Genomic DNA, 22,186 nt, shown 5'->3' on the forward strand with positions numbered 1-22,186 from the left:
TGTTCAGCAGGCAATGAACGTCAGCGGCAGATCGCGGATCTGCACCGGCACGCTCGGTTGGTAATGGTCGTCACTGGTCAGCTCGTGCAGCAGCTCTTCACGCAACTGATGGAAGTCGAAACTGCTGCGCTGGCGCGGATGGGGCAGGGCGATGTCGACCACCTGCTTGATCCGTCCCGGACGCGGCTCCATCACCACCACGCGGTCGGCGAGGAAGATCGCTTCTTCGACGTCATGGGTGACGAGGATCGTGGTGATTTTTGCGCGCTCGCGGATCGCCAACAGCTCGTCCTGCATCTGCTGGCGGGTCAGTGCATCAAGGGCACCGAAGGGTTCGTCGAGTAGCAGAATGCGCGGGCTGGCGACGAGGCCGCGAGCAATCGCCACACGCTGGGCCATGCCGCCGGAGAGCTGGTGCGGATAGGCGCGAGTGAAATCGCGCAGGCCGACCAGATCGATGAAGTCGTTGATCCGTTGTTGCTTCTGCGCAGCGCTCAGCGGCTCGTTGACCAGACCCAGACCGATGTTGTCGGCGACGGTCAGCCACGGGAATAAACGGTGTTCCTGAAAGACAATGCCACGTTCGCCGCCGATGCCGCTGACGGCTTTGCCATCCACGGTAATCTGCCCGCGAAACTGCGTATCAAGGCCCACCAACAAGCGCAGCAAGGTCGATTTGCCACAGCCGCTGGAGCCGACAATGGCGACGAATTCGCCCTCGGCAATGTCGAGGTTGAATTCGCGAATCGCCTCCAGTTCGAAACCGTCGACGTCGAAGGATTTGCCTACGTGATTGAAGCTGACAATCGGTGCGTTCATGCGTGTCTCCAGCGGGTCGCGCGAATTTCCAGGCGTTGGCCAATGAGGTTGAGCAGGGCGCCGGTGAGACCGACGAAAAGCATGCCGGCCATGATCAGGTCCATGCGCAGCAGTTGTTGTGCGCCAATCATCTGGCTGCCGATGCCGCCATTGGACGGCATGAAATATTCGGCGCCGATGGTGCCGAGCCAGGCGTAGATCAGGCTCAGTCTGAGCCCGGCGAAAATCCCCGGTGCGGCGCCCGGCAGTACCAGTCGACGCAGACGCTGGCCGAGGCTCAGGCGCAGCACTTGTGCGGCTTCGTTGAGTTGCGGTGAGAGATTGGCGACGCTGCGTTGCGTGGCGATAAACAGCGGGAAGAAGGCGGCAAGGGCGACGAACACCCACTTGGCCAATTCGCCGAGACCGAACCATGCGGTGAGCAGCGGCACCCAGGCGAAAATGGCGATCTGGCGGATGGCCGCGAGGGTCGGGCCGAGCAGGCGTTCGCTGATGTTCGACAGACCCAGCAGCAGGCCCAAGGCAAATCCGAGACCGCCGCCGAGCAACAGGCCACCAAGTGTGCGGCCGAGACTGAGGGCCATGCCGCTGATCAACGTGCCGTCGAGCACGCCAGCCCAAGCCGTGCTCAAAACGGCCAATGGGCTGACCAGAATATTGGCGTCGACCCACTGTTGGTCACTTGCCAATTGCCACAGTGCCAACAAGCCCAGCGGTAGCAGCCACGGTTGCAGCCGCTGCCAGCCGTCATAACGCGGGCCGCGACGAATTTCGGCGGTGGCCGGATGCGGCCAGTGCACCAGTTTCTTGTCCAGCAGACCGATGCCGCGATCCATCGCCACGCCGATCAAACCGATGACGACGATGCAGACGAAAACGATGTCGAGCATGAACAGTTGTCGCGCCCAGACCATCAGGTAGCCGATGCCTTCACTGGAAGCCAGCAGTTCGACGGCCAGCAACGACGTCCAGCCGGCGGCCAGCGCCAGGCGCACGCCAGCCATGAACGCGGGGAGGGCGGCGGGCAATACCAGGCGCCGAATCAGCAGGCGTGGCGGCAGGCGCAGAACAGCGGCGGCTTCACGCAATTTCGGCTGGGCATCTCTTACGCCGACCAATGTGTGCAGGGTCACCGGCACCACGATCGCTTTGATCAGCACCACCAGTTTCAGCACTTCGCCGATGCCGAAAAACACCATGAACAATGGAATCCACGCCAGCGTCGGTATTTGCGACAGGCCGGCGAAGGTCGGGAAGATCAAACGTTCAAGACGCTGACTGAAGCCCAGTGCTGCGCCGAGCAATGCACCGGCCGAAACCCCGGCAAGCAGGCCCCAGAACAAACGCTGCAGGCTGATCCACAAATGGCTCCATAACTCGCCTTGAGACAGCTCGACAGCGCTGTTCCAGACCAGCGACGGCGCCGGCAAGATCTGCTCGCTCATCCATTCATTGCGTGCGGCCAGCCACCATAGGGCGAACAAGCTGAGCGGCAGCAGCCATGGCAACAGGCGCTGGTTCAGGCTGGGCCAGGTACGGCGGCTTTTCAGCGGCGGCGCGGGGAGTGGAAGACTGAGCAAGGATTGGCGGGCCATGGGTGACCTCCGTTGTCGGGTTGGCTCAAGATCAAGATCAAAAGATCGCAGCCTTCGGCAGCTCCCACGGGGGAATGCGTCCTTGAATTGACCCCTGTAGGAGCTGCCGAAGGCCGCGATCTCTTGCGGTATTAACTAAGAGCTAATGGTTATAAATAATCTTCAATAAGTTGTTTTTAGAGATAAGCAGCGCCATTTAAGGCCTCCAGCCCACACGCATCCAATGCATTCGAAGAATATTTTCGATGCTGTTAATGCATACGCCGCTGCGAGCCCCGGCGCTGCTCGCTTAGCGCTAAAAGCTATAAAAATGTGCATTTATAGTATTTAAGCGTAGGTAGTCATTCGGCCTACTTTCGGCTCCTCAACGCCCGTCGTGATCAAGGAGCAACACCCATGAACCTCCCCTTCAAACGTGTTTTCAGTCTGTTTGCCGTTCCTGCTCTGGTGGGCCTGCTGGCGTTTACCGCGCATGCCGACGAACTCAAGGAAATCAGAATCGCCGTGCCCGACCTGAGCGCGGGGACTCAACACAGTGGCGGCGGTGTGGTCGACGTGCTGCGTGATCAGCAGATCTTCGAAAAGGCCTTTGCCGATCAGGGCATCAAGATTCAGTGGAGTTTCTTCAAAGGTGCGGGACCGGTGATCAATGAGGCGTTTGCCAACGGTCAGGTTGATCTGGCGTATCTCGGCGATCTGGCGGCAATCATCGGCAAGTCCAATGGCCTGGATACTCGCTTGCTCAGCGCCAGTGCGCGTGGGGTGAAGCAGTATTTGGGGGTGGTACCGGGTTCGGGGATCAAGACTTTGCAGGATCTCAAGGGCAAGCGCGTGGCGATCTTCCGTGGCACCGCGACGCAGTTGTCGTTTGATGCGGCGCTGGCAAGCCAGGGCCTGAGCGAGAAGGATCTGAAAGTCATCAATCTGGATTTCAATGCAGCGGTCGCGGCGTTGGCAGCCAAGCAGATCGATGCGTCATGGGGCAGCTCCGGGTTGACCGCATTGCAGGCCAAGGGGCTGGCCGAGTTGCCGCTGAACACTAAGGATCTCGGTGGCGCAGGCAGCGTGCAGTCGGTATTGGTCGGCACGGGCAAGTTTGTCGACGCGCACCCGGAGGTGGTGGCCAAGTTGCTCAAGGCGCAACAACAGGCCGTGGAGTGGCTGACGCAGGACGGCAACAAGGCCGCTTACGTGCAACTGGTCTCGGGTTTGGCCAGCTATCCGCCGGTGATCCTGACCCAGGATCTGCAGGATCAGAGGTTGAGCGAAGTGTTCCCGTCGACGCTGGATCCGGTGTTCCTTGGCAGCCTGCAGGACAAAGTGGATCTGGCGGCGCAGCAGAAGCTGATTCGCAAGCCGTTCAAGGTGAATGATTGGGTGGCGCCTGAGCTGGCAGCGGCCAAGCTCTAACGTACACCGATCGTTCCCACGCAGAGCGTGGGAACGATCCCCTTAAACAGCGACGCTGATTTCCTGCCGATCCACCGCCACCAATGTCTCGATCATCGCCCGTGCCGCCGGCGACAGGCGAAACCCGGTACGACTGACAATCCCGCAACGCGCATTCATGCTCTCCAGGTTCTGCGGCAAATTACGCCAGTGCAGCAACACCAGCGAACCCTTGGCAATGTCCTCGACAAACGCCTCTTCCGTACCGACGCCAATCGCATTCGATTGCAGCACCACCTTCACCAGCGCCGGAAAATGCTCGGTCTCGATGGTCGGGGAAAAATCGATGCGGCCGCTGAGGTTCGCCAATAATTTGCGAATCCCCGGCGGGATCAGCGTGGTCGCCAGCGGATAGTCGAACATGTCGTTGGTCGACAGGCTTTCCTTGGCCAGCAACGGGTGTCCCGGGCGGCAGAAAAATACCCCGCGTTTGGGTGTCAGTGCCTGGGTCTGGAAGTTCGGATCGGACTCGAAATGGCGAATGTCGGCGATAAAGAATTCGATCTCTTCACGGCTCAACGCGCGGCTGAGTTTTTCCCAGTTATCCACCTGAAAACAGGTGCGCACTTTCGGGTGCGCGTTGATGAATTGCGCCACGGCGTCCGGCACCAGTTTCACTGCTGGCGCCGGGCCGCAACCGAAGTGCACTTCACCGGCATCGAGCTTGGTCATCTGCGTCACTTCGGCACTGAGCAGCGCCGCGCCTTGCACCAAGCTCAGGGCGTGTTGCAGCACCACTTGGCCCTCGGGTGTAGGGCGCAAATCCTTGTTGCCGCGATCCACCAGCACGCAGCCGAACTCCTGCTCGAGCCCTTGAATACTGCGGCTGAACGCCGGTTGAGTGATGCCCATCGCGTCGGCCGCGCGGACAAAACTGCGGTGTTCGTTGAGGGCGATGAAGTAACGCAACTGGCGAAGATCCATATGCTTTTCCGGCATCCTAAAAATAGCTCGAAGGCATTTGCGACGAGGGTTGCTAGAGGTTTTAAATGCAAGCTCTTATTCCGTCAACGAAGCATGTGAATATCTATTAGATGTAAATGGAATATAGATAGAGCGTTGTTTCGCTGCCGTTAAAAACCGTAAGCAGTCGATGAGGGTCTACCCATGAGCAATGCCGCACTCGCAGTAAAACCCGCTGTCCACGCGCTGGAGATTCATCCGGTCGCCGGTCGTATCGGCGCCGAGATCCGTGGCGTGCACCTGTCCGGTGAGCTGGGCGCCGCCACCGTCGAAGCCATTCAACAGGCGCTGGTTCAGTACAAAGTCGTGTTCTTCCGTGAGCAGACCCAACTCGATGATCAGCGTCAGGAAGCCTTCGCCCATTTGCTCGGCGAGCCGGTGGCGCACCCTACCGTGCCGTCGCGCGAAGGCACGCGTTATCTGCTGGAGCTGGACGGTGCCGAGGGCCAGCGCGCCAACTCCTGGCACACCGACGTGACTTTCGTCGACGCCTACCCGAAAGCCTCGATCCTGCGCTCGGTCGTCGCGCCGGCATTCGGCGGCGACACCCTGTGGGCCAACACCGCGACGGCGTACAACGGCTTGCCGACCGAACTGCGTGAACTGGCCGACAAACTGGTCGCCGTGCACAGCAACGAATATGACTACGCCAGCGCCAAGCCGGACGTCTCGGCGGAGAAGCTTGAGCGCTATCGCAAGGTCTTCACGTCGACGGTTTACGAGACTGAGCATCCGGTGGTGCGCGTGCACCCGATCAGCGGTGAGAAGAGCTTGCTGCTGGGGCATTTCGTCAAACGCATCAAGGGTTACTCGCAAGCGGATTCGGCGCATCTGTTCGGGCTGTTGCAGAGCCATGTGATTCGCCAGGAAAACATCGTGCGCTGGCGCTGGAAGGCCGGTGATGTGGCGATCTGGGATAACCGCTCGACGCAGCATTATGCGATTGATGATTACGGCACGCAGGATCGGGTGGTGCGTCGGGTGACGTTGAAGGGTGAAGTGCCGGTGGGCGCTAGCGGGCAGCGCAGTCAGACCATCAAGGGTCGTGATTAAAGATCAAAAGCCCCTCATCGGAACGCCGCCCGCCCAGCCCTCTCCCCGAGGGAGAGGGAGCCGACCGAGTTGTCTCGCGTTATGCATCGACCTGAAAGACCCTATCGATTATGGATTCGATGAAGCTGGATCAGTTCGGTGTACCTCTGAAATATCCCCCATTCAGTCCCCTCTCCCTCTGGGAGAGGGTTAGGGTGAGGGGCTCTTCCCGCTACCAGACACCAATCTGAACAACCTTCTCCGACTCCGGCTCACCATAACGAAACCGCTGCCCGCGCAAATCAATTTCCTGATGACTGATGGTCGTGCGCCGCTTCAACCCCCGCACCCACTCAAACAAATACCCTGCATGCTCCTCGCGCACCGCCGCATACGCCGGATCCTCGCCCAAATCCCGCAACTCCTGCGGATCATTCAACAGATCAAACAGCTGCGGCCGAAAGCCGTCGTACGCCAGGTATTTCCAGCGCTCGCTGCGCACCATGGTCATCCGGCAACGATCGATCGGCTGGCCCAGACGCTCCCGCGCCGGCGCCTGGAAGGCATAGTCGTATTCGCTGATTGCATAGCGGCGCCAGTGCGGATTTTCGCCGTGCAGAAGCGGGATTAACGAACGCCCTTCAAGCCGATGCTCCGCCCCCGGCAATCCCAGTGCTTCAAGAAAGGTCGGCAATGCATCGATGGTTTCCGCCAGTCGATCTTCCACCGTGCCGCGCGTGACATCCGCCGCCGCCCGAGGATCACGCACGATCAACGGCACGCCCACCGCCTGCTCCAGCAAAAACTCCTTCTCGCCCAACCAGTGATCACCGAGAAAGTCGCCGTGATCGCTGGTGAACACGATCAATGTGTCATCCCAGCGACCGTTGCTCTGCAAAAAGTCGAACAGCCGTCCGAGTTGATCATCCACCTGCTTGATCAGACCCATGTACGTAGGGATTACAGTCAATCGTACTGAATCGCGGGAAAAGTTGAGGCTTTCCTCATGCTGGCGAAAGGCAGTGTATACGGGGTGTTTGCTGGCTTCGGAGGGTGTCGCGCGGATCGCTTCGAGAATCGATTTCGTACTGTACAAGGCGTGGTACGGCGCTGGTACGATGTAGGGCCAGTGCGGTTTGATATAGGAAAGGTGTAAACACCACGATTTCTCGCCTTGCTCGGTGATGAAGTCGATGGCTCGATTTGTAGTGTAGACAGTCTCTGAGTGTTGCTCGGGAATTCGTGCTGGCAAATTCGAATGACGCATTTGCCAGCCGCTGAGGATTTCACCGTGCTCGCCTTCGGCGGCGTTGGCCCAGTCGTGCCAGGGGTTTTTGCCGTCGAAACCCTGCTCGCGCAGGTAATGGGTGTAGGGCGCGGATTCGCGTTTGTCGTCGAACAGCGGGTCGTCGGGGTAGATGCCGTCGTGGCGCATGTAAGGTTCGAAACCGACTTCGTTGAGGATTTCGGCCTGTTCGCTTTCGGGATTGATTGCCAGGCGTTGCAAGGCATCGACATTCGCCGTGGCGTGGGTCTTGCCGACCAGCGCAGTACGAATGCCGTGCGGGCGCAGGTAATCGCCGATGGTCAGTTCTTCCAGCGGCAACGGCACGGCGTTCCACGCCACTTGATGGCTGCTGACATAGCGTCCGGTGTAGGCCGACATCCGCGACGGGCCGCAAATCGTGCCTTGGGTGTAGGCGCGGCTGAAACGCACGCCGGCAGCGGCGAGGCGATCGATATTCGGTGTGTGCAGATGCGGATGGCCGTAGCAGGACAGGTAATCGCGGCGCAGTTGATCGCACATGATGTACAGCACGTTGTGCACGGTGTTTGGCGGGGTGGGCATGGGGTTCACCGGTCAATGGGACAGGCGAGGGTTTTCGCTTTCGGTGGGGGTGTTCGGCAAGTGCATTTGGGGAATGGGTTTTATGCAGGAAATGCATCGGCGCCTGCACTGCCGCTATCGCTGGCAAGCCAGCTCCCACAAGTATTAGGGGTGTTCACATGGTTTGTGCTCGGCGCGAATCATGTGGGAGCTGGCTTGCCAGCGATAGCGCTGGATCAGACAGCGAGATTCTGCAGCGAGCAAACCTCCTCATCCTGCTGATCAATCTCTTTTATCTGCTCGATCATTGCCTCGGCCAACGGCGACAACCGATACCCCGCGCGGCTGACAATCCCGTAACGGGTGTACAACTCCTCAAGATCATCCGCCAACCCTTCAATGCGCAAACACACCAACTCTCCCTTGGCTTGATGCAGCGCATCGGAATATGCCCCGACAATCCCGATCGCATCCGAGCGCAGCACCACACTGAGCAGACTCGAACTGTTTTCACATTCGACATTGGGGGTGAAATCCGGCCGCCCACTGAGGTCAACGATGACCTTGCGCAAGTTCGGCGGGCGAATGCTCACAGCCAGCGGATAGCTCATCAATTGCTCGGCGCTGACCTTATCGAAACCCGCCAGCGGATGCCCCGCACGGCAACAGAAATGCCATTTACGCGGCCGCAAGCGGTGCGTCAGATAATCCGGATCCGCCTCGAAGTAGCGTGTGTCCGCGACAAAGAACTCGAACTCCTCGCTCATCAGTCGCTTGCTCAGGCTCTGCCAGTCATCGACCTGAAACTGCACCCGCGCTTTCGGATAGCGGCCGATGAAGCTGCCAATCGCCCGAGGGATCAAACCCGCCGCTGGCGCCGGCCCACAACCGAAGCGTAATTCCCCCGCTTCCAGCCCATTGAACTGACTGATCTCGTTGGCCATCTGCTGCGCGCCACTGACCAGTCGCCGCGCGTGTTCGAGCAATACCTGGCCCTGTTTGGTCGGCGGCAATTCCTTGCGTCCGCGATCGACCAACTGACAGCCAACGCCGTGCTCGAGTGCCTGAATGCTGCGGCTGAACGCCGACTGCGACAGGTTCACCGCCTGCGCGCCAGCCACAAAGCTGCGTTGTTCAGCCAGGGCGATGAAGTGACGAAGTTGACGCAAGTCGATATGCATTTTTCACATAAAAAATATCCGGGAAATGCATTGGATATGCATTAGGTCGACTCCTTATAAAGGCAATCTCTTATGCAGTAAATATCTGTAAATACATAAATAAATAACTTAAAAGAATATGCAGCGCTAAAGATGTCTGTGTGTTTTTTGACCAGGAGCCGCGCCATGAGTCCGTTGAACCTTGCGTCACCCCTAACGCCACGACGGCTCAAACGCCTGCCTCTGGCCCTGTTGCTGGCAGGGAGCGCGAGCTGGACTCACGGTTACGCCGCCGACTCCGAAACCCCGGCGCCGGTGCCGGCCGGCAAGCCTGCCGCCAACAGTTCGCAACTGGAAACCGTGACCGTCACCACCCGCCGCCGCGAAGAAAGTTCGCAAGATGTACCGACGCCGATGAGCGTGGTCAGTGGGCAGAATCTGGAGACGCAGCGGGTCTACCGGATTCAGGATTTGCAGCAACTGGTGCCCAGCGTCAACGTCGCCTACATGCACGCACGGCAGTCCAGCGTATCGATCCGCGGCCTCGGTAATAACCCGGCCAGCGATGGCCTGGAAGGCAGCGTTGGCCTGTACATCGACAACGTCTATCTGGGCCGCCCGGGGATGGCGGTGTTTGACCTGATGGATATCGAACAGCTCGAAGTCTTGCGTGGGCCGCAGGGCACGTTGTTCGGCAAAAACACCACCGCCGGGGTGATCAACATCAGCACCCGCGCGCCAACCTTCACCCCTGAGCGCAGCATCGAAACCTCGGTCGGCGAGGACGGTTATTTCCAGACCAAGGGCACCATTTCCGGCCCGCTCAACGATCAACTGGCCGGGCGTTTTTCGGCCTATCGCACGCGCAGCGACGGTGACATCAAAAACGAATACGACGGCCATGATCTCAACGGCGGCTCGCGCGAGGGCTTCCGCGCGCAGCTGCTGTTCAAGCCCAACGAAGATTTCAACCTGCGCTGGATCGGCGACTACAACGAAGAAGATTCCAGCGCCGGCACCCGCGTGTTGTACAACACCGGGCCGACCATCAACGGCGTCAACCTGTACCAGTCGCGCTCCAATGCCGCCGGCGCAACGCTGGTCGACGGCTCGCACCGCAAGGTCAATCTGGACAACGACCAGCATGTCACCGTGCATCAGGGTGGCACGTCGGTGGAAGCCAACTGGACGCTTCCGAGCGACTTCATGCTGACTTCGATCAGCTCCTATCGCTTCTGGAATTTCACTCCGCGCAACGACGACGGCCTCAACGTGCCGGCGAGCTACAACGCCGGGGTGTCGGTGGAGGACAAACAGTACTCGCAGGAATTTCGCCTGGCCTCGCCCAAGGGTGAGTTCTTCGATTACGTCGTAGGCGCGTACTACTTCGGCTCGGATCTGGACAATAAATCCTTCGCCTATTACGGCCCGCAAGCCGATATCTGGAATGGTACGGCGCCCGGTGCGCTGGCCAACGTCACCAGTGTCGGCAACGGCCATATCAAGACCGACAGTTTTGCATTGTTCGCCCAAGGCACCTGGCACCTTACCGAGCGGCTGGATTTCACTGCCGGGGTGCGTGGCACTTATGAAGAGAAATCCGCTTGGGTCACGCGCGATGCGCCGATTGGTGGCGCTGCCGTAACGGGCGCTGCGGCCACGGCGCGACGCGGTCGTGCCGGCGCTTACGATTCCGGCGACTTGAATCAGTACAGCTCCAGTCCCTCCGGGCTGCTCAATCTCAGCTACCGGATCACCGACGATGTGCTCGGCTACGCCACGTTATCCCACGGCGAGAAATCCGGCGGGGTCAACCTCGCCGTCGGTTCCGCTCCGGTAGCGGGTGCCGATTCGCTGCTGATCGGCACCGAACGCGCGAACAACGCCGAACTCGGCTTCAAGAGCACGCTGTGGGATCACCGCCTGCAACTCAACGCCAACGTCTTCTGGACTCAGGTCAACGCTTACCAGACCAACGCCTACGACGCGGAAAATCGCGTGCAGTACCTGACTAACGCCGGTTCCGTGCGCTCGCGCGGGGTCGAGTTCGAAAGCACGGTGATCCCGCTGCGCGGCCTGACCCTGAACATCAATGGCTCCTACAACGACGTCAGCTACCTCTCGTACAAAGATGCCCCGTGCCCGCCGGAAGTCAGCCAGGCGCCGGGTGCTCCAGCGTCTTGCGACCTCAGCGGCCATCAAGTGGTCGGCGCCTCGAAATGGATCGGCAACGCCAACGGCGAATACAAATGGAATCTGGATAACGGCTTCGAACCCTATGTCACCGCGAGCTATGCATTCCGTTCGAAAGCGGTCGGCACGGTCGAGGATTCCGACTACGGACAGATCCCGAGTTACGCCGTGGTCAACTTTTCCACCGGCCTGCGCGGCGATTTCAATCAGGGCCAGTGGGACGTGTCCCTGTGGTTGAAAAACGCTTTCGACAAAACCTACTACACGACTCTGTGGACGGGCGGCAACGGCGGCTATGAAGGCCTGCTCGGCACACCGCGCACCCTCGGCGTCACCGGTCGCTACGACTTCTGATTCGTCACTCAAGGAACTGCATCATGTTGCCTATCAAAACGGCTTTGCCGGTGTTGCTGTCCGGCGCAGTGCTCAGTGCCGGCGCCTTCGCCGCACCGAGTGTTTACCCGACCGGCGTGACCCGTTATGACCCGAACAAGGCCTTCAATCAGTACGTGATTTTCAGCGGCGCGGACAAACAGACGCACCTGATCGACATGAACGGCAACGAGGTGAAAACCTGGCCACAGGCAGGTTTTCCGTCGGCGATCATCGACCCAAAACTGGTTGGCGGTGAGCGCGGCCATGTGCTGCTGCAATTGAGTGAAAAGGATCCCGGCAAACTCGGTTCGGCCGGCAACGGGCTGGACAATCAGAGCGTTGGCGAGCTGGACTGGAATGGCAAAGTCATCTGGCAGTGGGGCGATAAGGCGCCCGGTGGCGCCGCGCAACAGCATCATGATCAGCGCCGTTTGAGCAACGGCAACACCGTGGTGCTGGCGAACAAGGTGCACAAGGTCAAAGGCTTCAAAGTGCCCGAGGTGATCGATGATGCGATCTATGAAGTCAGCCCCGACGGTGCGGTGAAATGGCAGTGGCTGGCGTCGGAGCATCTCAATGAATTCGGCTTCACCGCCGAGCAGTTGAAGCTGGTGCGCGCCAGTGAAAATCCGGACTACCTGCATATCAACAACCTCAGCCTGGTCGGGCCGAACAAGTGGTTCGATTCCGGTGACAAGCGCTTCAATCCGGACAACCTGTTGATCGATTCACGCAATGCCAACTTCATCGCGATCATCGATAAAAACAGCGGCAAAGTGGTCTGGCGTCTTGGCCCGAATTTGCCGCTGATCAACCCGAAAACCGCGCAGAAATTGCCGCGTCCGGTGGATCAGTTTGTCGGTCAGCATGATGCGCACATCATTCCGGCAGGATTGCCTGGCGCAGGTAACGTGCTGGTGTTCGATAACCAGGGATCGGCGGGTTATCCGAACGTCACCCTCGGGCTGATTTCCGGCTCGCGGGTATTGGAAATCGACCCGGTGAAAAGCGAGATCGTCTGGCAGTACAGCGCGGCCAATTCGAAGCAACCGGGTTGGGCGTTTTACAGCTCGTTTATCAGCAGCGCGCGGCGTTTGCCCAACGGCAATACGTTAATCGATGAAGGCATGAACGGGCGGTTTTTCCAGGTGACGGCCAACGGTGAGAACGTCTGGGAATACGTCAGCCCCTATCTCGGCAAGGCGCCGGGCAGCGACGCGATCAGCAACTGGGTGTATCGGGCACTGCCTGTGAGTTATGACTGGGTGCCAACGGGTACGCCACGCTCCGAGACGGCGGTTAATGCCCCGGTTGTCGGTGTGCAGCAAACCAATGCCAGCCGTTAGTTGAATTGGAATTAATGCTCGATCGAACGGCGATAAGTTATGAGCGGGTTGAATAGTGCTTATTGCAATTTCGTTAGTAGCTCGCGTGGACAATAATTGAATGTGCAACCATTCTGACTGTCGTGAGTTTCCAGGAGGAAACTTGCTCTCATCGGAAGACACTTATCCAACGATAAAGGAAATCTCGTTATGTCGAGCATTAATGGCAATTATGTAAACGCTAACGCTGGCGCCAAACTGACGATTACCGATGGCAACGATTCCAACGGCACCTTCAGCGGTAAATTCAGTCAGAACGGCGTGAATTACGACATTGCTTACGGGCACTACCATTTCCAGAACAGCACCGGGCAGCCTACGATCATCACGTTCACGGCTCTGAATGACGGCACTGGTTATCAGTCTTGGACATTGTTCTCGCCGGATCACAATTATTCAAAAGTTCGTGCGGTTGGTTCGCGCACAAACTTTGATGGTGATGTTGTTGGCGTGGCAGGGGAGTTCGTCAAGCAATAAAAGCTGATTGAACAAAAAGGCCGGCGCACGAAAGTGCCCGGCCTTTTTTTGTTTTTAGAAAATAATAATCAACTATCTACTTGGTATTAGTCGTCCTGCAAAACCGGGTCAGGTGAATTTGATGCGTTGCATGAATACTTTTAATGCCTGAAAAGCATGCATTTTTTCATGCATCGCTGCAGCCCGCGTAGCACGCGGCTTTGGCGGAATTGATCATTTTTCATATTCCATAAAGGCCTATGCATAACGTTAAAGATTACTTTCGGAGATAAGCGCCAAGCCCAATGATTCATCCATCGATTCGCCGTGGGGGATTCAACAAACGGTTGATCGGCAGTTTTTGTAGAGAACGCAAAAAGACCGCAGGGAGTGAATCAATGGGCAATGTCCAGACCGCCGCCAGCGCAGAGGAATTGCTGTGGCGTCAGACGCCGGGTGGCGAGTTGGTCGATCTCGGCCGGCCGCATCGTGTGCCGTTGGGACAGCTGCGTTTGCAGCGTGCGCCCAAAGGTATTTTGAGTCGGCGCGAAATCCTTCTGCTCGGCGTGCTCGCATTGGTGGTGCATGGCGCGGTGATCTACTGGATCAGCCAGAAGCCGACGCCGGTGCTGCCGATCGTGCCGCCGGAAATTCCGCCGATGACTATCGAATTCTCGCGCCCGGCACCACCAGCACCACCGGTTGTCGAGCTGCCCCCACCTGCGCCTGTGGTTGAGCCACCGCCGCCGGTAGAAGACGAACTGGCGGTAAAACCACCGCCGCCAAAACCCGTTCCGAAACCCAAACCGGTGATTAAACAGGCCCCCAAGCCAGCGCCGAAAGCCGTCGAGCAACCACCCGCGCCGCCACAACCGGCAGCCCCGGTTGCAGCGCCAGCGCCACCTGCTCCCCCCGCGCCGGCACCGGTAACCCCGGCCTCAGCGAACGCCGCATACCTGAAAAACCCGGCACCGGAATACCCGTCGCTGGCTCAGCGTCGCGGTTGGGAAGGCACGGTGTTGCTGCGTGTGCATGTGTTGGCCAGCGGCAAACCGGGTGAGATCCAGATAGCCAAAAGCAGTGGCCGGCAACAGCTCGACGACGCGGCGCTGAACGCCGTCAAACGTTGGAGTTTCGTCCCGGCCAAGCAGGGTGATGTCGCCCAGGACGGCTGGGTCAGCGTGCCCATCGATTTCAAGATTCATTAAACCGAAACCAAATTCGCGCGAAACGTTTACACGAGGGAATCATCATGACGTTACTGGCATCTCCACTGGAATCCATCGAAAGCGCGGTGATCTGGCTGCTGGTGGTTTTTTCCGTCGCTACCTGGGGCCTGGCACTGCTCAAGGCTGTGCAGTTCGGGCGGCTGAAGGCGCAGGATCGGCGTTTTCATAAGCGTTTCTGGGCGGCGTCGAGTCTCGATTCAGCCGCTGAATTGAGCGAGACCCATCCCGGCGCTGCAGCGCGGGTGGCACAGGCCGGTTACGCGGCGATTCAGGTGGGCGAGACGCCACAGGCCAATGATTTGAGCCAGGCGATCAACCATCAGGATCGCCTCGAGCGCGCATTGCGTCAGCAGATCGTTCGCGAACGCCGTTCGCTGGAAACGGGCCTGGCGGTGGTCGCGAGTATTGGCAGTACGTCGCCGTTCATTGGTTTGTTCGGCACGGTGTGGGGAATCATGGAAGCGTTGAAAGGCATCAGCGCCGCAGGTTCGGCGAGCCTGGAAACGGTCGCCGGGCCGATTGGTGCAGCATTGGTCGCCACGGGTGTGGGGATCGCCGTCGCGGTGCCGGCGGTGCTGGTTTACAACTACTTTTTGCGTCGGTTGAAACTGACGGCGGCGGATCTGGATGACTTCGCCCACGACTTCTACAGCCTGGCGCAGAAGAGTGCGTTCCGCGTGTTGATCCACCCGACGGCGCACAAGGTCGCAACGCCGGGCAACGCAGCAAAAGTGAAGGAGGCGTCCTGATATGGCCTTCTCCACGCAAGACAGTGATGAGGTACTCAGCGAGATCAACGTGACCCCGCTGGTGGACGTGATGCTGGTGCTGCTGGTGGTGTTTATCGTCACAGCGCCGCTGCTGACCAACGCGATTCCGATCAACCTGCCGAAGACCGAAGCGGTGGCGCCGGTCGAGCAGAAGGACCCGCTGGTGGTGAGCATCGATGGCGCCGGCAAGCTGTTTATCAACAAGGACGAGATTCAGCCTGACTTGCTCGAATTCAACCTCAAGTCGGCCAAGGCCAAGGACCCGGAAGTGCGCGTGCAATTGCAGGCCGATGACGGGGTGAACTACGGCGAAGTGGCGCGGGCGATGGCTTCGATTGAACGGGCGGGGATTACCAAGTTGTCGGTGATTACCGCGCGGTAACAGGATTTACGTTTTTCCGGGGCCGTCTCCTTGGCAGGGTGCGGCCCTTTTTTTATTTCTGGCATTAAAAGCAGAACCCTCTCCCAGAGGGAGAGGGGACTGACCGAGGTGATTGTTCGAGGTACGCCGACCTGAGATTTCGAGCCGAACTCAAGATTTGAACGGCATGAAGATCGGCTCCCTTCCCCCTCGCCCCCTTGGGGGAGAGGGCTGGGGTGAGGGGGAAAAGATTTCAAGCCATGCACAAATCTCATATTCAATTCAGGTCTTAATAAATAGCTTCTTATTCCTTAACGAATATAAATCCCCTCCCTATACTCGTCCAGGAACAGACACGACGCAGGAGAGCTCCCCATGCGCAACGAATCAATCCGCTACCTGATTGTGCCGGGCTGGCAAGGATCGCCAGAAGATCATTGGCAAAGCCACTGGCAGAACAGCCTGCCGAACAGCGCGCGGGTCGAGCAGGCCGACTGGCTGACGCCGCGTCGTGAAGACTGGGTGGCGGCACTGGCCGAGGCGATTGCCGCTGACAGCACGCCTGTCATTCTTATCGCCCACAGCCTCGGCTGCATCACCGTTGCCCATTGGGCAGCCACTGCGCCGCTGCAATACCTGCGTCAGGTGCGTGGCGCCTTGTTGGTCGCGCCGGCAGATGTCGAGCGTCCGGCGTGTGCACCGGCGCTGCGCAATTTCGCGCCGATTCCGACTGATCTGCTGCCGTTTCCGAGCCAGGTCGTCAGCTCCGACAACGACGCCGCCGTGAGTGCGCCGCGCGCACTGGAGCTGGCGCGCAACTGGGGTGCCGAGGCGGGAATTCTCGCCGGTGCCGGACACATCAACGTCAAGTCCGGGCATCAGCGTTGGGAGCAGGGTTTTGCTTATCTCTATCGCCTGCAAAACCGTATGGAACACCACGCCCGCCGCCGCGCCTGACCTTTTTTCTTTCAACGCCCCCGTCTGCCGGCGGTTTTGGGCGGGAGCCTGCCATGAGTTTCGAAACCTTCGGTCAGCCGTTGCTGACCTTTCCCGATGCGGAAAAAAGCCCCCTGAGCATTCGCGCCAAGGCGCTGGTGTTCGTCGATCCGCGCTCGCGTCAACTGCGTGAGGAGCTAGAGCAACTGGCGCCGCGCTCGACTTCGGTATTGATCCGTGGCGAGACCGGTACGGGTAAAGAACTGCTCGCCCGGCACATCCATCGCGCCAGTGACCGCAGCGGTCTGTTCGTTTCGGTCAATTGCGGGGCGATCAGCCCGACCTACGCTGATGCCGAGCTGTTCGGCTACGCTGCCGGCAGTTACAGCGGCTCGGCCAGCAGCCGTGCAGGCTGGTTTGGTTCGGCCAACGGCGGCACCTTGTATCTGGATGAAATCGGCGATCTGCCGCTGCCGATTCAAATCAAATTGCTCGCTGCCCTGGAGAATCACGAAGTCACCCGTGTCGGTGCGCATCAGCCGAGTCCGGTGGATGTGCGGCTGGTCGCGGCCACCAGCATCGATCTGGCGCAAGCGGTGGACGCCGGGAAATTCCACGAGCGCCTTTATCACTACCTCAGCGAGGGCCACCTCGAATTGCCGGCGTTACGTGCGCGTACCGGCGATATCCTGTCGCTGGCCGAGTATTTCCTCGGTATCTACAGCCAGCGTCTCGACCTTCCCGTACCGCTGATCAGCGAAGCGGCGCAGCACGTGCTCGAACAACACAGTTGGCCGGGCAACACCCGCGAGCTGGAAAACGTCATTCATTTTGCGTTGCTGGTGAGCACGGGCGACGAGATTCTTCCGGAGCACCTGAATCTGCCCGAAGCGTCTGGGCCGCAGCTTCAGATCGAACGGCTGGTTGCACAAATCAACATCGGCGGCAGCGTCGCCGAGCGTAAGGCATTGAAAGATTTGCTGATTCGTTTGAGTGAGGGGTTGTAACCGTTTCGTTCAACATGAACAAAATGGAATATGAAGCTGAATAAACGTTATTGTCCGGGAATAAAAAATCCCGGTATTGTCCGCCCCACGCCAGCGATATCACTTCACTGGCACACGTATTAATGCCGTCGTCGATGACGACCGTGATTTTCGATAAGGACACTGCATGAAAAAGGTTCTGTTGTTTACCGCATTGGCGGCTGCTTTGACTGCTTCCCTGGCCAATGCTGGCGAAAAACTGGTGGTTGCCGCGACCCCGGTTCCGCACGCTGAAATCCTTGAGCTGATTAAACCGACCTTGGCCAAAGAAGGCGTGGATCTGGAAATCAAAGTGTTCACCGACTACGTTCAGCCGAACGTACAGGTTGGCGAGAAGCGTCTGGACGCCAACTACTTCCAGACCCTGCCGTACCTGAACAGCTTCAACCAGGGCAAATACAAGGACGACAAGTCCAAGTACTTGGTGACCGTGCAGGGCGTGCACGTTGAACCGTTCGGTGGTTACTCGAGCAAGTACAAGACCCTGGCTGAACTGCCGGACGGCGCCACCATCGCCATCCCGAACGAAGGTAGCAACAGCGGCCGCGCACTGATCCTGCTGCAGAAGGCTGGCCTGATCGAGCTGAAAGACCCGAAGAACGCTCTGGCAACGCCAAAAGACATCGCCAAGAACCCGCACAACTTCAAGTTCAAGGAACTGGAGTCGGCCCTGCTGCCACGCGTTCTGAAAGAAGTTGATCTGGACATGATCAACACCAACTACGCGCTGGAAGCCAAGTTGAACCCGCAGAAAGATGCGCTGGTGATTGAAGGTGCTGATTCGCCGTACGTGAACTTCCTGGTGGCCCGTGAGGACAACAAGAACAGCGACGCGATCCAGAAACTGGCCAAAGCCCTGACCAGCCCGGAAGTCAAAGCGTTCATCGAGAAGAAGTACAACGGCGCGGTACTGCCGGCGTTCTGATCTGACGCTTGAACCACCCCCTTCAAGGTGTGAAAACGCCGATGGCCAGTGATGGGCATCGGCGTTTTTGTGTGTGCGTTGAAAAGCCCCTCACCCTAGCCCTCCCGAAACGTCGGACCGCCCAGAGGGAGAGGGGACTGATTGGGGGGATGCTGTAGAGGTACGCCGATGTGAAAGATCTCTGCCGAATCCATAATCGACTCGGTCTTTCAGGTCGATGTATGACGCCAGACACCTCGGTCGGCCCCCTCTCCCTCGGGGGAGAGGGCTGGGCGGGCGGCGTTCCGATGAGGGGCTTTTGACTTACGCTGCAGCCTTCAACGCCCGCCTCAACGCCACCAACAATTTCACAATCTCCTGCGGATCCAGTCGCTGCGGCACTTTTACGTCCATGTTCTCTTCCTTGTTATGAGGTTGGCCGGGGGAGTCTGGCCAAAAGCTGTTCGTCCTTGGAGGGCTTTCATGAAAAAAAGATCCTTCCTACAGCGCAAAGAAAAGTAGCCTTCTTATTCCTTCCCGGCAAACCCACAAGATAGTTTTTTGGGTGATATCAATATGCTTTAACGGTATTTAAATTCTTGTTTTTATACCTATAAAGTCGGTGTCTGCCGGACAGCCACCCGCTGTCCATGGACTGCACCACCGTCGCTTACCGAGCGGCGTCAGGACGCTTCATGACTTTCGATTACGCATTCATCCTCAGCACCCTGCCGGCGTTTCTCAAAGCCGTGGGTGTGACGCTGCAGGTCGGTTTTATCGCCATTGGCACCTCGCTGCTGGTGGCGCTGCTCAACGCGACGATTCTGGTGTTCCGCACGCCGTACCTGCAAAGACTGGTGAGCCTGTATGTGGAGCTGGCACGCAACACGCCGTTGCTGATTCAGTTGTTCTTCGTCTACTTCGCCTTGCCGGCGTTGGGGATCAAAGTCTCTGGTTTCACTGCCGCGATCATCACCATGACCTTTCTCGGCGGCGCTTACCTCACCGAAGTGCTGCGCGCCGGCGTCGATGCAGTGCCCCAAGCGCAACTGGAATCAGGGCGCTCAATCGGCCTGTCCCATGGCCAGTTGCTGCGCTACGTGATCCTGCCGCAAGCGGGGATTCTCAGCCTGCCGTCGTTGTTCGCCAATTTCATTTTCCTGCTCAAGGAAACCACCGTGGTTTCGGCGGTGGCCGTGCCGGAAATCCTCTACACCACCAAGAGCTACATCGCGCTCTACTATAAAACCTACGAAATGCTCGCCGTGCTGACGCTGATCTGCGTGCTGCTGTTCTTGCCGCTGTCGCTGCTGCTCAGCCGTCTGGAAAGGAGGCTCCAGCATGGCCAGTTCGGGTCTTGAACTGCTCTGGGTGTCGTTGCCGCAACTGGCCAAAGGCGCCGGGCAAACTTTGTCGATCTCGTTCCTGAGCATCGCCATCAGCACTGTCGGCGGCGTGCTCTACGGTGTGCTGCGAACGCTCAACGTGAGGTGGCTGAACGCGATCCTGCGGGTCTATCTGGAGTTGTTCCGGGCGATTCCGGTGCTGGTCTGGTTGTACCTGTTGTTCTTCGGCTTGCCGATTTTCTTCGGACTGAGCCTGCCAAGTTTCTGGTGCGCGGTGCTGGTGCTGTCGCTGTGGGGCGCCAGCGAGGTGGGCGAAGTGGCGCGCGGTGCGCTGCATTCGTTGCCGCGCGGGCAGCGTGAAGCGGGGCTGTCGATCGGCCTAAACGCCGCACAACTTTATGGCTACGTACTGCTGCCGCAAGCGTTGAAGCGCATGACGCCGCCGACCATCAACGTCTACACGCGGATCATCAAGACCAGCTCGCTGGCGGTGTTGATTGGAGTAGTAGATGTGATCAAGGTTGGTCAGCAGATCATCGAGCGCACTTACGAATCGGTGCTGATCTACGGCGCGCTGTTCCTGTTTTTCTTTTTTATCTGCTACCCGCTCTCGGCCGCTTCGCGCGTGCTGGAGCGGCGCTGGACGCAAGCATGAGCGCATTGATCGAGTTTCACGGTTTCAACAAATTCTACGGCGAGCAGCAGGTGCTCAACGGCATCGACCTGCAAGTGCAGAGTGGCGAAGTGATCGTCATCCTCGGCCCCAGCGGTTGCGGCAAAAGCACCTTGCTGCGTTGCCTCAATGGTCTGGAGGAAGCCCACAGCGGCAGCCTGAAATTTGTCGGCCGCGAGCTGCTGGACAAGTCCACCGACTGGCGCGAGATCCGCCAGCAGATCGGCATGGTGTTCCAGAGTTATCACCTGTTCCCGCACATGAGTGTGCTCGACAATTTGCTGCTCGGTCCGCTGAAGGTGCAAAAACGTCAGCGCCGCGAAGCGCAGCAGCAAGCCGAAGCGCTGCTCGAACGCGTTGGCCTGGCGGACAAGCGCGATGCCTTCCCGCGTCAGCTCTCTGGCGGCCAGCAGCAACGCATCGCCATCGTCCGCTCGCTGTGCATGAACCCACGGGTGATGCTCTTCGACGAAGTCACCGCCGCCCTCGACCCGGAAATGGTCAAGGAAGTTTTGCAGGTCATTCAGGGCCTGGCCCGCGAAGGCATTACCCTGTTGATCGTCACCCATGAAATGGCCTTCGCTCGCGCGGTGGCCGATCGCATCGTGTTCATGGATGCCGGGCGCATCCTTGAACAGAACCCGCCCGAGATTTTCTTTACGAACCCGCAAACCGCACGCGCGCAGCAGTTTCTGGAGAAGTTCTCCTTCGTGGCAACACTGCCAAAAACGAATCCGACAAAGGAACTGGAACTGTTATGAAAACTGCCGCTTTTTTACTGCCTCTGCTCAGCCTCGCCTTGCTTGCCGGTTGCAGCAAAACCGAAGAACCGCCGAAACCGAAAGTCGCCAGCGAAAGCACTGCGCCGGCCGGTTATCTGGACAAGATCAAGGCCCGCGACAAGTTGATTGTCGGTGTCTTCACCGATAAACCACCATTCGGTTTTGTCGACGAAGCGGGGCGCTACGTCGGTTTCGATACCGACATCGGCCGCCGTTTCGCCAAGGATCTGCTTGGCGATGAAAACAAGGTCGAGTTCGTCGCCGTCGAGCCGGCGAGTCGCATCCCTTTCCTGCAAAGCGACAAGGTCGACCTGATCCTCGCCAACATGACTGTGACCCCGGAGCGTAAGGAAGCGGTGGAGTTTACTAACCCGAATCTCAAGGTCGCGGTGCAGGCGCTGGTGCCGCAAAGCAGCGCGGTGAAAAACCTCGATGATCTGGCGACCCGCACTACCATCGTCACTACGGGCACGACTGCTGATATCTGGCTGACCAAGAATCACCCGGACTGGAAATTGCTCAAGTTCGAGAAAAACTCCGAGTCGCTGCAAGCTCTGGCCAATGGTCGTGGCGATGCGTACGCACAGGACAATCTGGTGTTGTTCAGCTGGGCCAAGCAGAACCCGGGCTATCGCGTGCTCGATGAAAAACTTGGCGCCGAAGCACCGATTGCGCCAGCGGTGAAGAAGGGCAATATCGAGCTGCGTGACTGGGTGAATACCGAGCTGACCAAGCTGGGTGAGGAGAAGTATCTGCTCAAGCTGTACGACCAATATGTGCGTAAAGAGCTGAGTGATGACACCAAACCTGAGAGCGTGATTGTCGAGGGTGGCAAGTGGCAGGGGTGATTGCCTGTCAGGTCGGTGGTGAGGCTTGCCCCTCAC

Annotated in this window: 20 protein-coding genes; 15 read left to right on the forward strand and 5 right to left on the reverse strand. The window is 58.8% G+C overall.

The features are described 5' to 3' along the window. Nucleotides 1-3: 3 nt before the first annotated feature. Both LOY43_RS00970 and LOY43_RS00975 read right to left on the reverse strand, forming a co-directional pair. On the reverse strand, nucleotides 4-819 hold the full coding sequence (locus tag LOY43_RS00970) for an ABC transporter ATP-binding protein (RefSeq protein ID WP_038359705.1): 816 nt from the start codon (nucleotides 817-819) through the stop codon (nucleotides 4-6). After that, on the reverse strand, nucleotides 816-2,414 hold the full coding sequence (locus tag LOY43_RS00975; RefSeq protein ID WP_220557287.1) for an ABC transporter permease: 1,599 nt from the start codon (nucleotides 2,412-2,414) through the stop codon (nucleotides 816-818). Before LOY43_RS00975 ends, LOY43_RS00970 begins: the two co-directional genes overlap by 4 nt. Nucleotides 2,415-2,810: 396 nt before the next feature. Between LOY43_RS00975 and LOY43_RS00980 the strand changes: the two genes are divergently transcribed. Beyond that, nucleotides 2,811-3,824: an ABC transporter substrate-binding protein gene (locus LOY43_RS00980; protein ID WP_258709070.1), complete on the forward strand. Its 1,014-nt coding sequence runs from the start codon at nucleotides 2,811-2,813 to the stop codon at nucleotides 3,822-3,824. A 42-nt stretch (nucleotides 3,825-3,866) separates the two neighbouring features. Here LOY43_RS00980 and LOY43_RS00985 read toward each other — a convergent pair whose 3' ends face one another. Then, on the reverse strand, nucleotides 3,867-4,787 hold the full coding sequence (locus LOY43_RS00985; protein ID WP_093440454.1) for a LysR family transcriptional regulator: 921 nt from the start codon (nucleotides 4,785-4,787) through the stop codon (nucleotides 3,867-3,869). A 183-nt stretch (nucleotides 4,788-4,970) separates the two neighbouring features. On the opposite strand from LOY43_RS00985, the gene LOY43_RS00990 reads away from it, so the two are divergent. After that, nucleotides 4,971-5,879 carry a TauD/TfdA family dioxygenase gene (locus LOY43_RS00990; RefSeq protein WP_095125251.1) on the forward strand — a complete coding sequence of 303 codons (909 nt, stop codon included), beginning with the start codon at nucleotides 4,971-4,973 and terminating at the stop codon, nucleotides 5,877-5,879. Nucleotides 5,880-6,090: 211 nt separating this feature from the next. Here LOY43_RS00990 and LOY43_RS00995 read toward each other — a convergent pair whose 3' ends face one another. After that, a complete protein-coding gene (locus tag LOY43_RS00995; RefSeq protein WP_095047064.1) occupies nucleotides 6,091-7,707 on the reverse strand; it encodes an alkaline phosphatase family protein in 1,617 nt (538 codons plus the stop codon). Between the two features lie 215 nt (nucleotides 7,708-7,922). After that, nucleotides 7,923-8,867: a LysR family transcriptional regulator gene (locus tag LOY43_RS01000; RefSeq protein ID WP_258709071.1), complete on the reverse strand. Its 945-nt coding sequence runs from the start codon at nucleotides 8,865-8,867 to the stop codon at nucleotides 7,923-7,925. A gap of 165 nt (nucleotides 8,868-9,032) precedes the next feature. On the opposite strand from LOY43_RS01000, the gene LOY43_RS01005 reads away from it, so the two are divergent. The 13 genes from LOY43_RS01005 (at nucleotide 9,033) to LOY43_RS01065 (ending at nucleotide 22,150) form a co-directional block, all read left to right on the forward strand. Then, entirely contained in the window at nucleotides 9,033-11,393 is a 2,361-nt protein-coding gene (locus LOY43_RS01005) for a TonB-dependent receptor (RefSeq protein ID WP_258709072.1), read from the forward strand. A gap of 23 nt (nucleotides 11,394-11,416) precedes the next feature. Beyond that, the gene (locus LOY43_RS01010; RefSeq protein ID WP_258709073.1) at nucleotides 11,417-12,760 is read left to right on the forward strand and encodes an aryl-sulfate sulfotransferase; all 1,344 of its coding nucleotides are present in this window, start codon (nucleotides 11,417-11,419) and stop codon (nucleotides 12,758-12,760) included. Between the two features lie 189 nt (nucleotides 12,761-12,949). After that, nucleotides 12,950-13,276, forward strand: a complete 327-nt coding sequence (locus tag LOY43_RS01015) for a hypothetical protein (protein ID WP_034151843.1) — start codon at nucleotides 12,950-12,952, stop codon at nucleotides 13,274-13,276. A 377-nt stretch (nucleotides 13,277-13,653) separates the two neighbouring features. Then, on the forward strand, nucleotides 13,654-14,463 hold the full coding sequence (locus LOY43_RS01020; protein ID WP_258709074.1) for an energy transducer TonB: 810 nt from the start codon (nucleotides 13,654-13,656) through the stop codon (nucleotides 14,461-14,463). A 44-nt stretch (nucleotides 14,464-14,507) separates the two neighbouring features. After that, nucleotides 14,508-15,233, forward strand: a complete 726-nt coding sequence (locus LOY43_RS01025) for a MotA/TolQ/ExbB proton channel family protein (RefSeq protein WP_258709075.1) — start codon at nucleotides 14,508-14,510, stop codon at nucleotides 15,231-15,233. Nucleotide 15,234: 1 nt separating this feature from the next. Beyond that, on the forward strand, nucleotides 15,235-15,636 hold the full coding sequence (locus LOY43_RS01030) for a biopolymer transporter ExbD (protein ID WP_003220570.1): 402 nt from the start codon (nucleotides 15,235-15,237) through the stop codon (nucleotides 15,634-15,636). Nucleotides 15,637-15,990: 354 nt separating this feature from the next. Continuing rightward, a complete protein-coding gene (locus tag LOY43_RS01035; protein WP_095047070.1) occupies nucleotides 15,991-16,572 on the forward strand; it encodes an alpha/beta hydrolase in 582 nt (193 codons plus the stop codon). 53 nt (nucleotides 16,573-16,625) lie between these two features. Continuing rightward, a complete protein-coding gene (locus LOY43_RS01040; RefSeq protein WP_095047071.1) occupies nucleotides 16,626-17,558 on the forward strand; it encodes a sigma 54-interacting transcriptional regulator in 933 nt (310 codons plus the stop codon). Between the two features lie 166 nt (nucleotides 17,559-17,724). After that, a complete protein-coding gene (locus tag LOY43_RS01045) occupies nucleotides 17,725-18,522 on the forward strand; it encodes a MetQ/NlpA family ABC transporter substrate-binding protein (protein ID WP_007918708.1) in 798 nt (265 codons plus the stop codon). 674 nt (nucleotides 18,523-19,196) lie between these two features. Beyond that, nucleotides 19,197-19,862 (forward strand): amino acid ABC transporter permease, encoded by a 666-nt coding sequence (locus LOY43_RS01050; RefSeq protein ID WP_095047072.1) that lies wholly within the window; start codon nucleotides 19,197-19,199, stop codon nucleotides 19,860-19,862. Further along, complete coding sequence (locus LOY43_RS01055; protein ID WP_095047073.1) at nucleotides 19,843-20,502, forward strand: amino acid ABC transporter permease; 660 nt, start codon at nucleotides 19,843-19,845, stop codon at nucleotides 20,500-20,502. Before LOY43_RS01050 ends, LOY43_RS01055 begins: the two co-directional genes overlap by 20 nt. Further along, a complete protein-coding gene (locus LOY43_RS01060; protein WP_258709076.1) occupies nucleotides 20,499-21,281 on the forward strand; it encodes an amino acid ABC transporter ATP-binding protein in 783 nt (260 codons plus the stop codon). The genes LOY43_RS01055 and LOY43_RS01060 overlap by 4 nt, the downstream gene beginning before the upstream one ends. Continuing rightward, nucleotides 21,278-22,150 carry a transporter substrate-binding domain-containing protein gene (locus tag LOY43_RS01065; RefSeq protein WP_220557292.1) on the forward strand — a complete coding sequence of 291 codons (873 nt, stop codon included), beginning with the start codon at nucleotides 21,278-21,280 and terminating at the stop codon, nucleotides 22,148-22,150. The genes LOY43_RS01060 and LOY43_RS01065 overlap by 4 nt, the downstream gene beginning before the upstream one ends. The last annotated feature ends 36 nt before the right edge of the window (nucleotides 22,151-22,186 follow it).

Source organism: Pseudomonas sp. B21-041 (genome assembly GCF_024748675.1).
Lineage (GTDB): Bacteria > Pseudomonadota > Gammaproteobacteria > Pseudomonadales > Pseudomonadaceae > Aquipseudomonas > Aquipseudomonas neuropathica.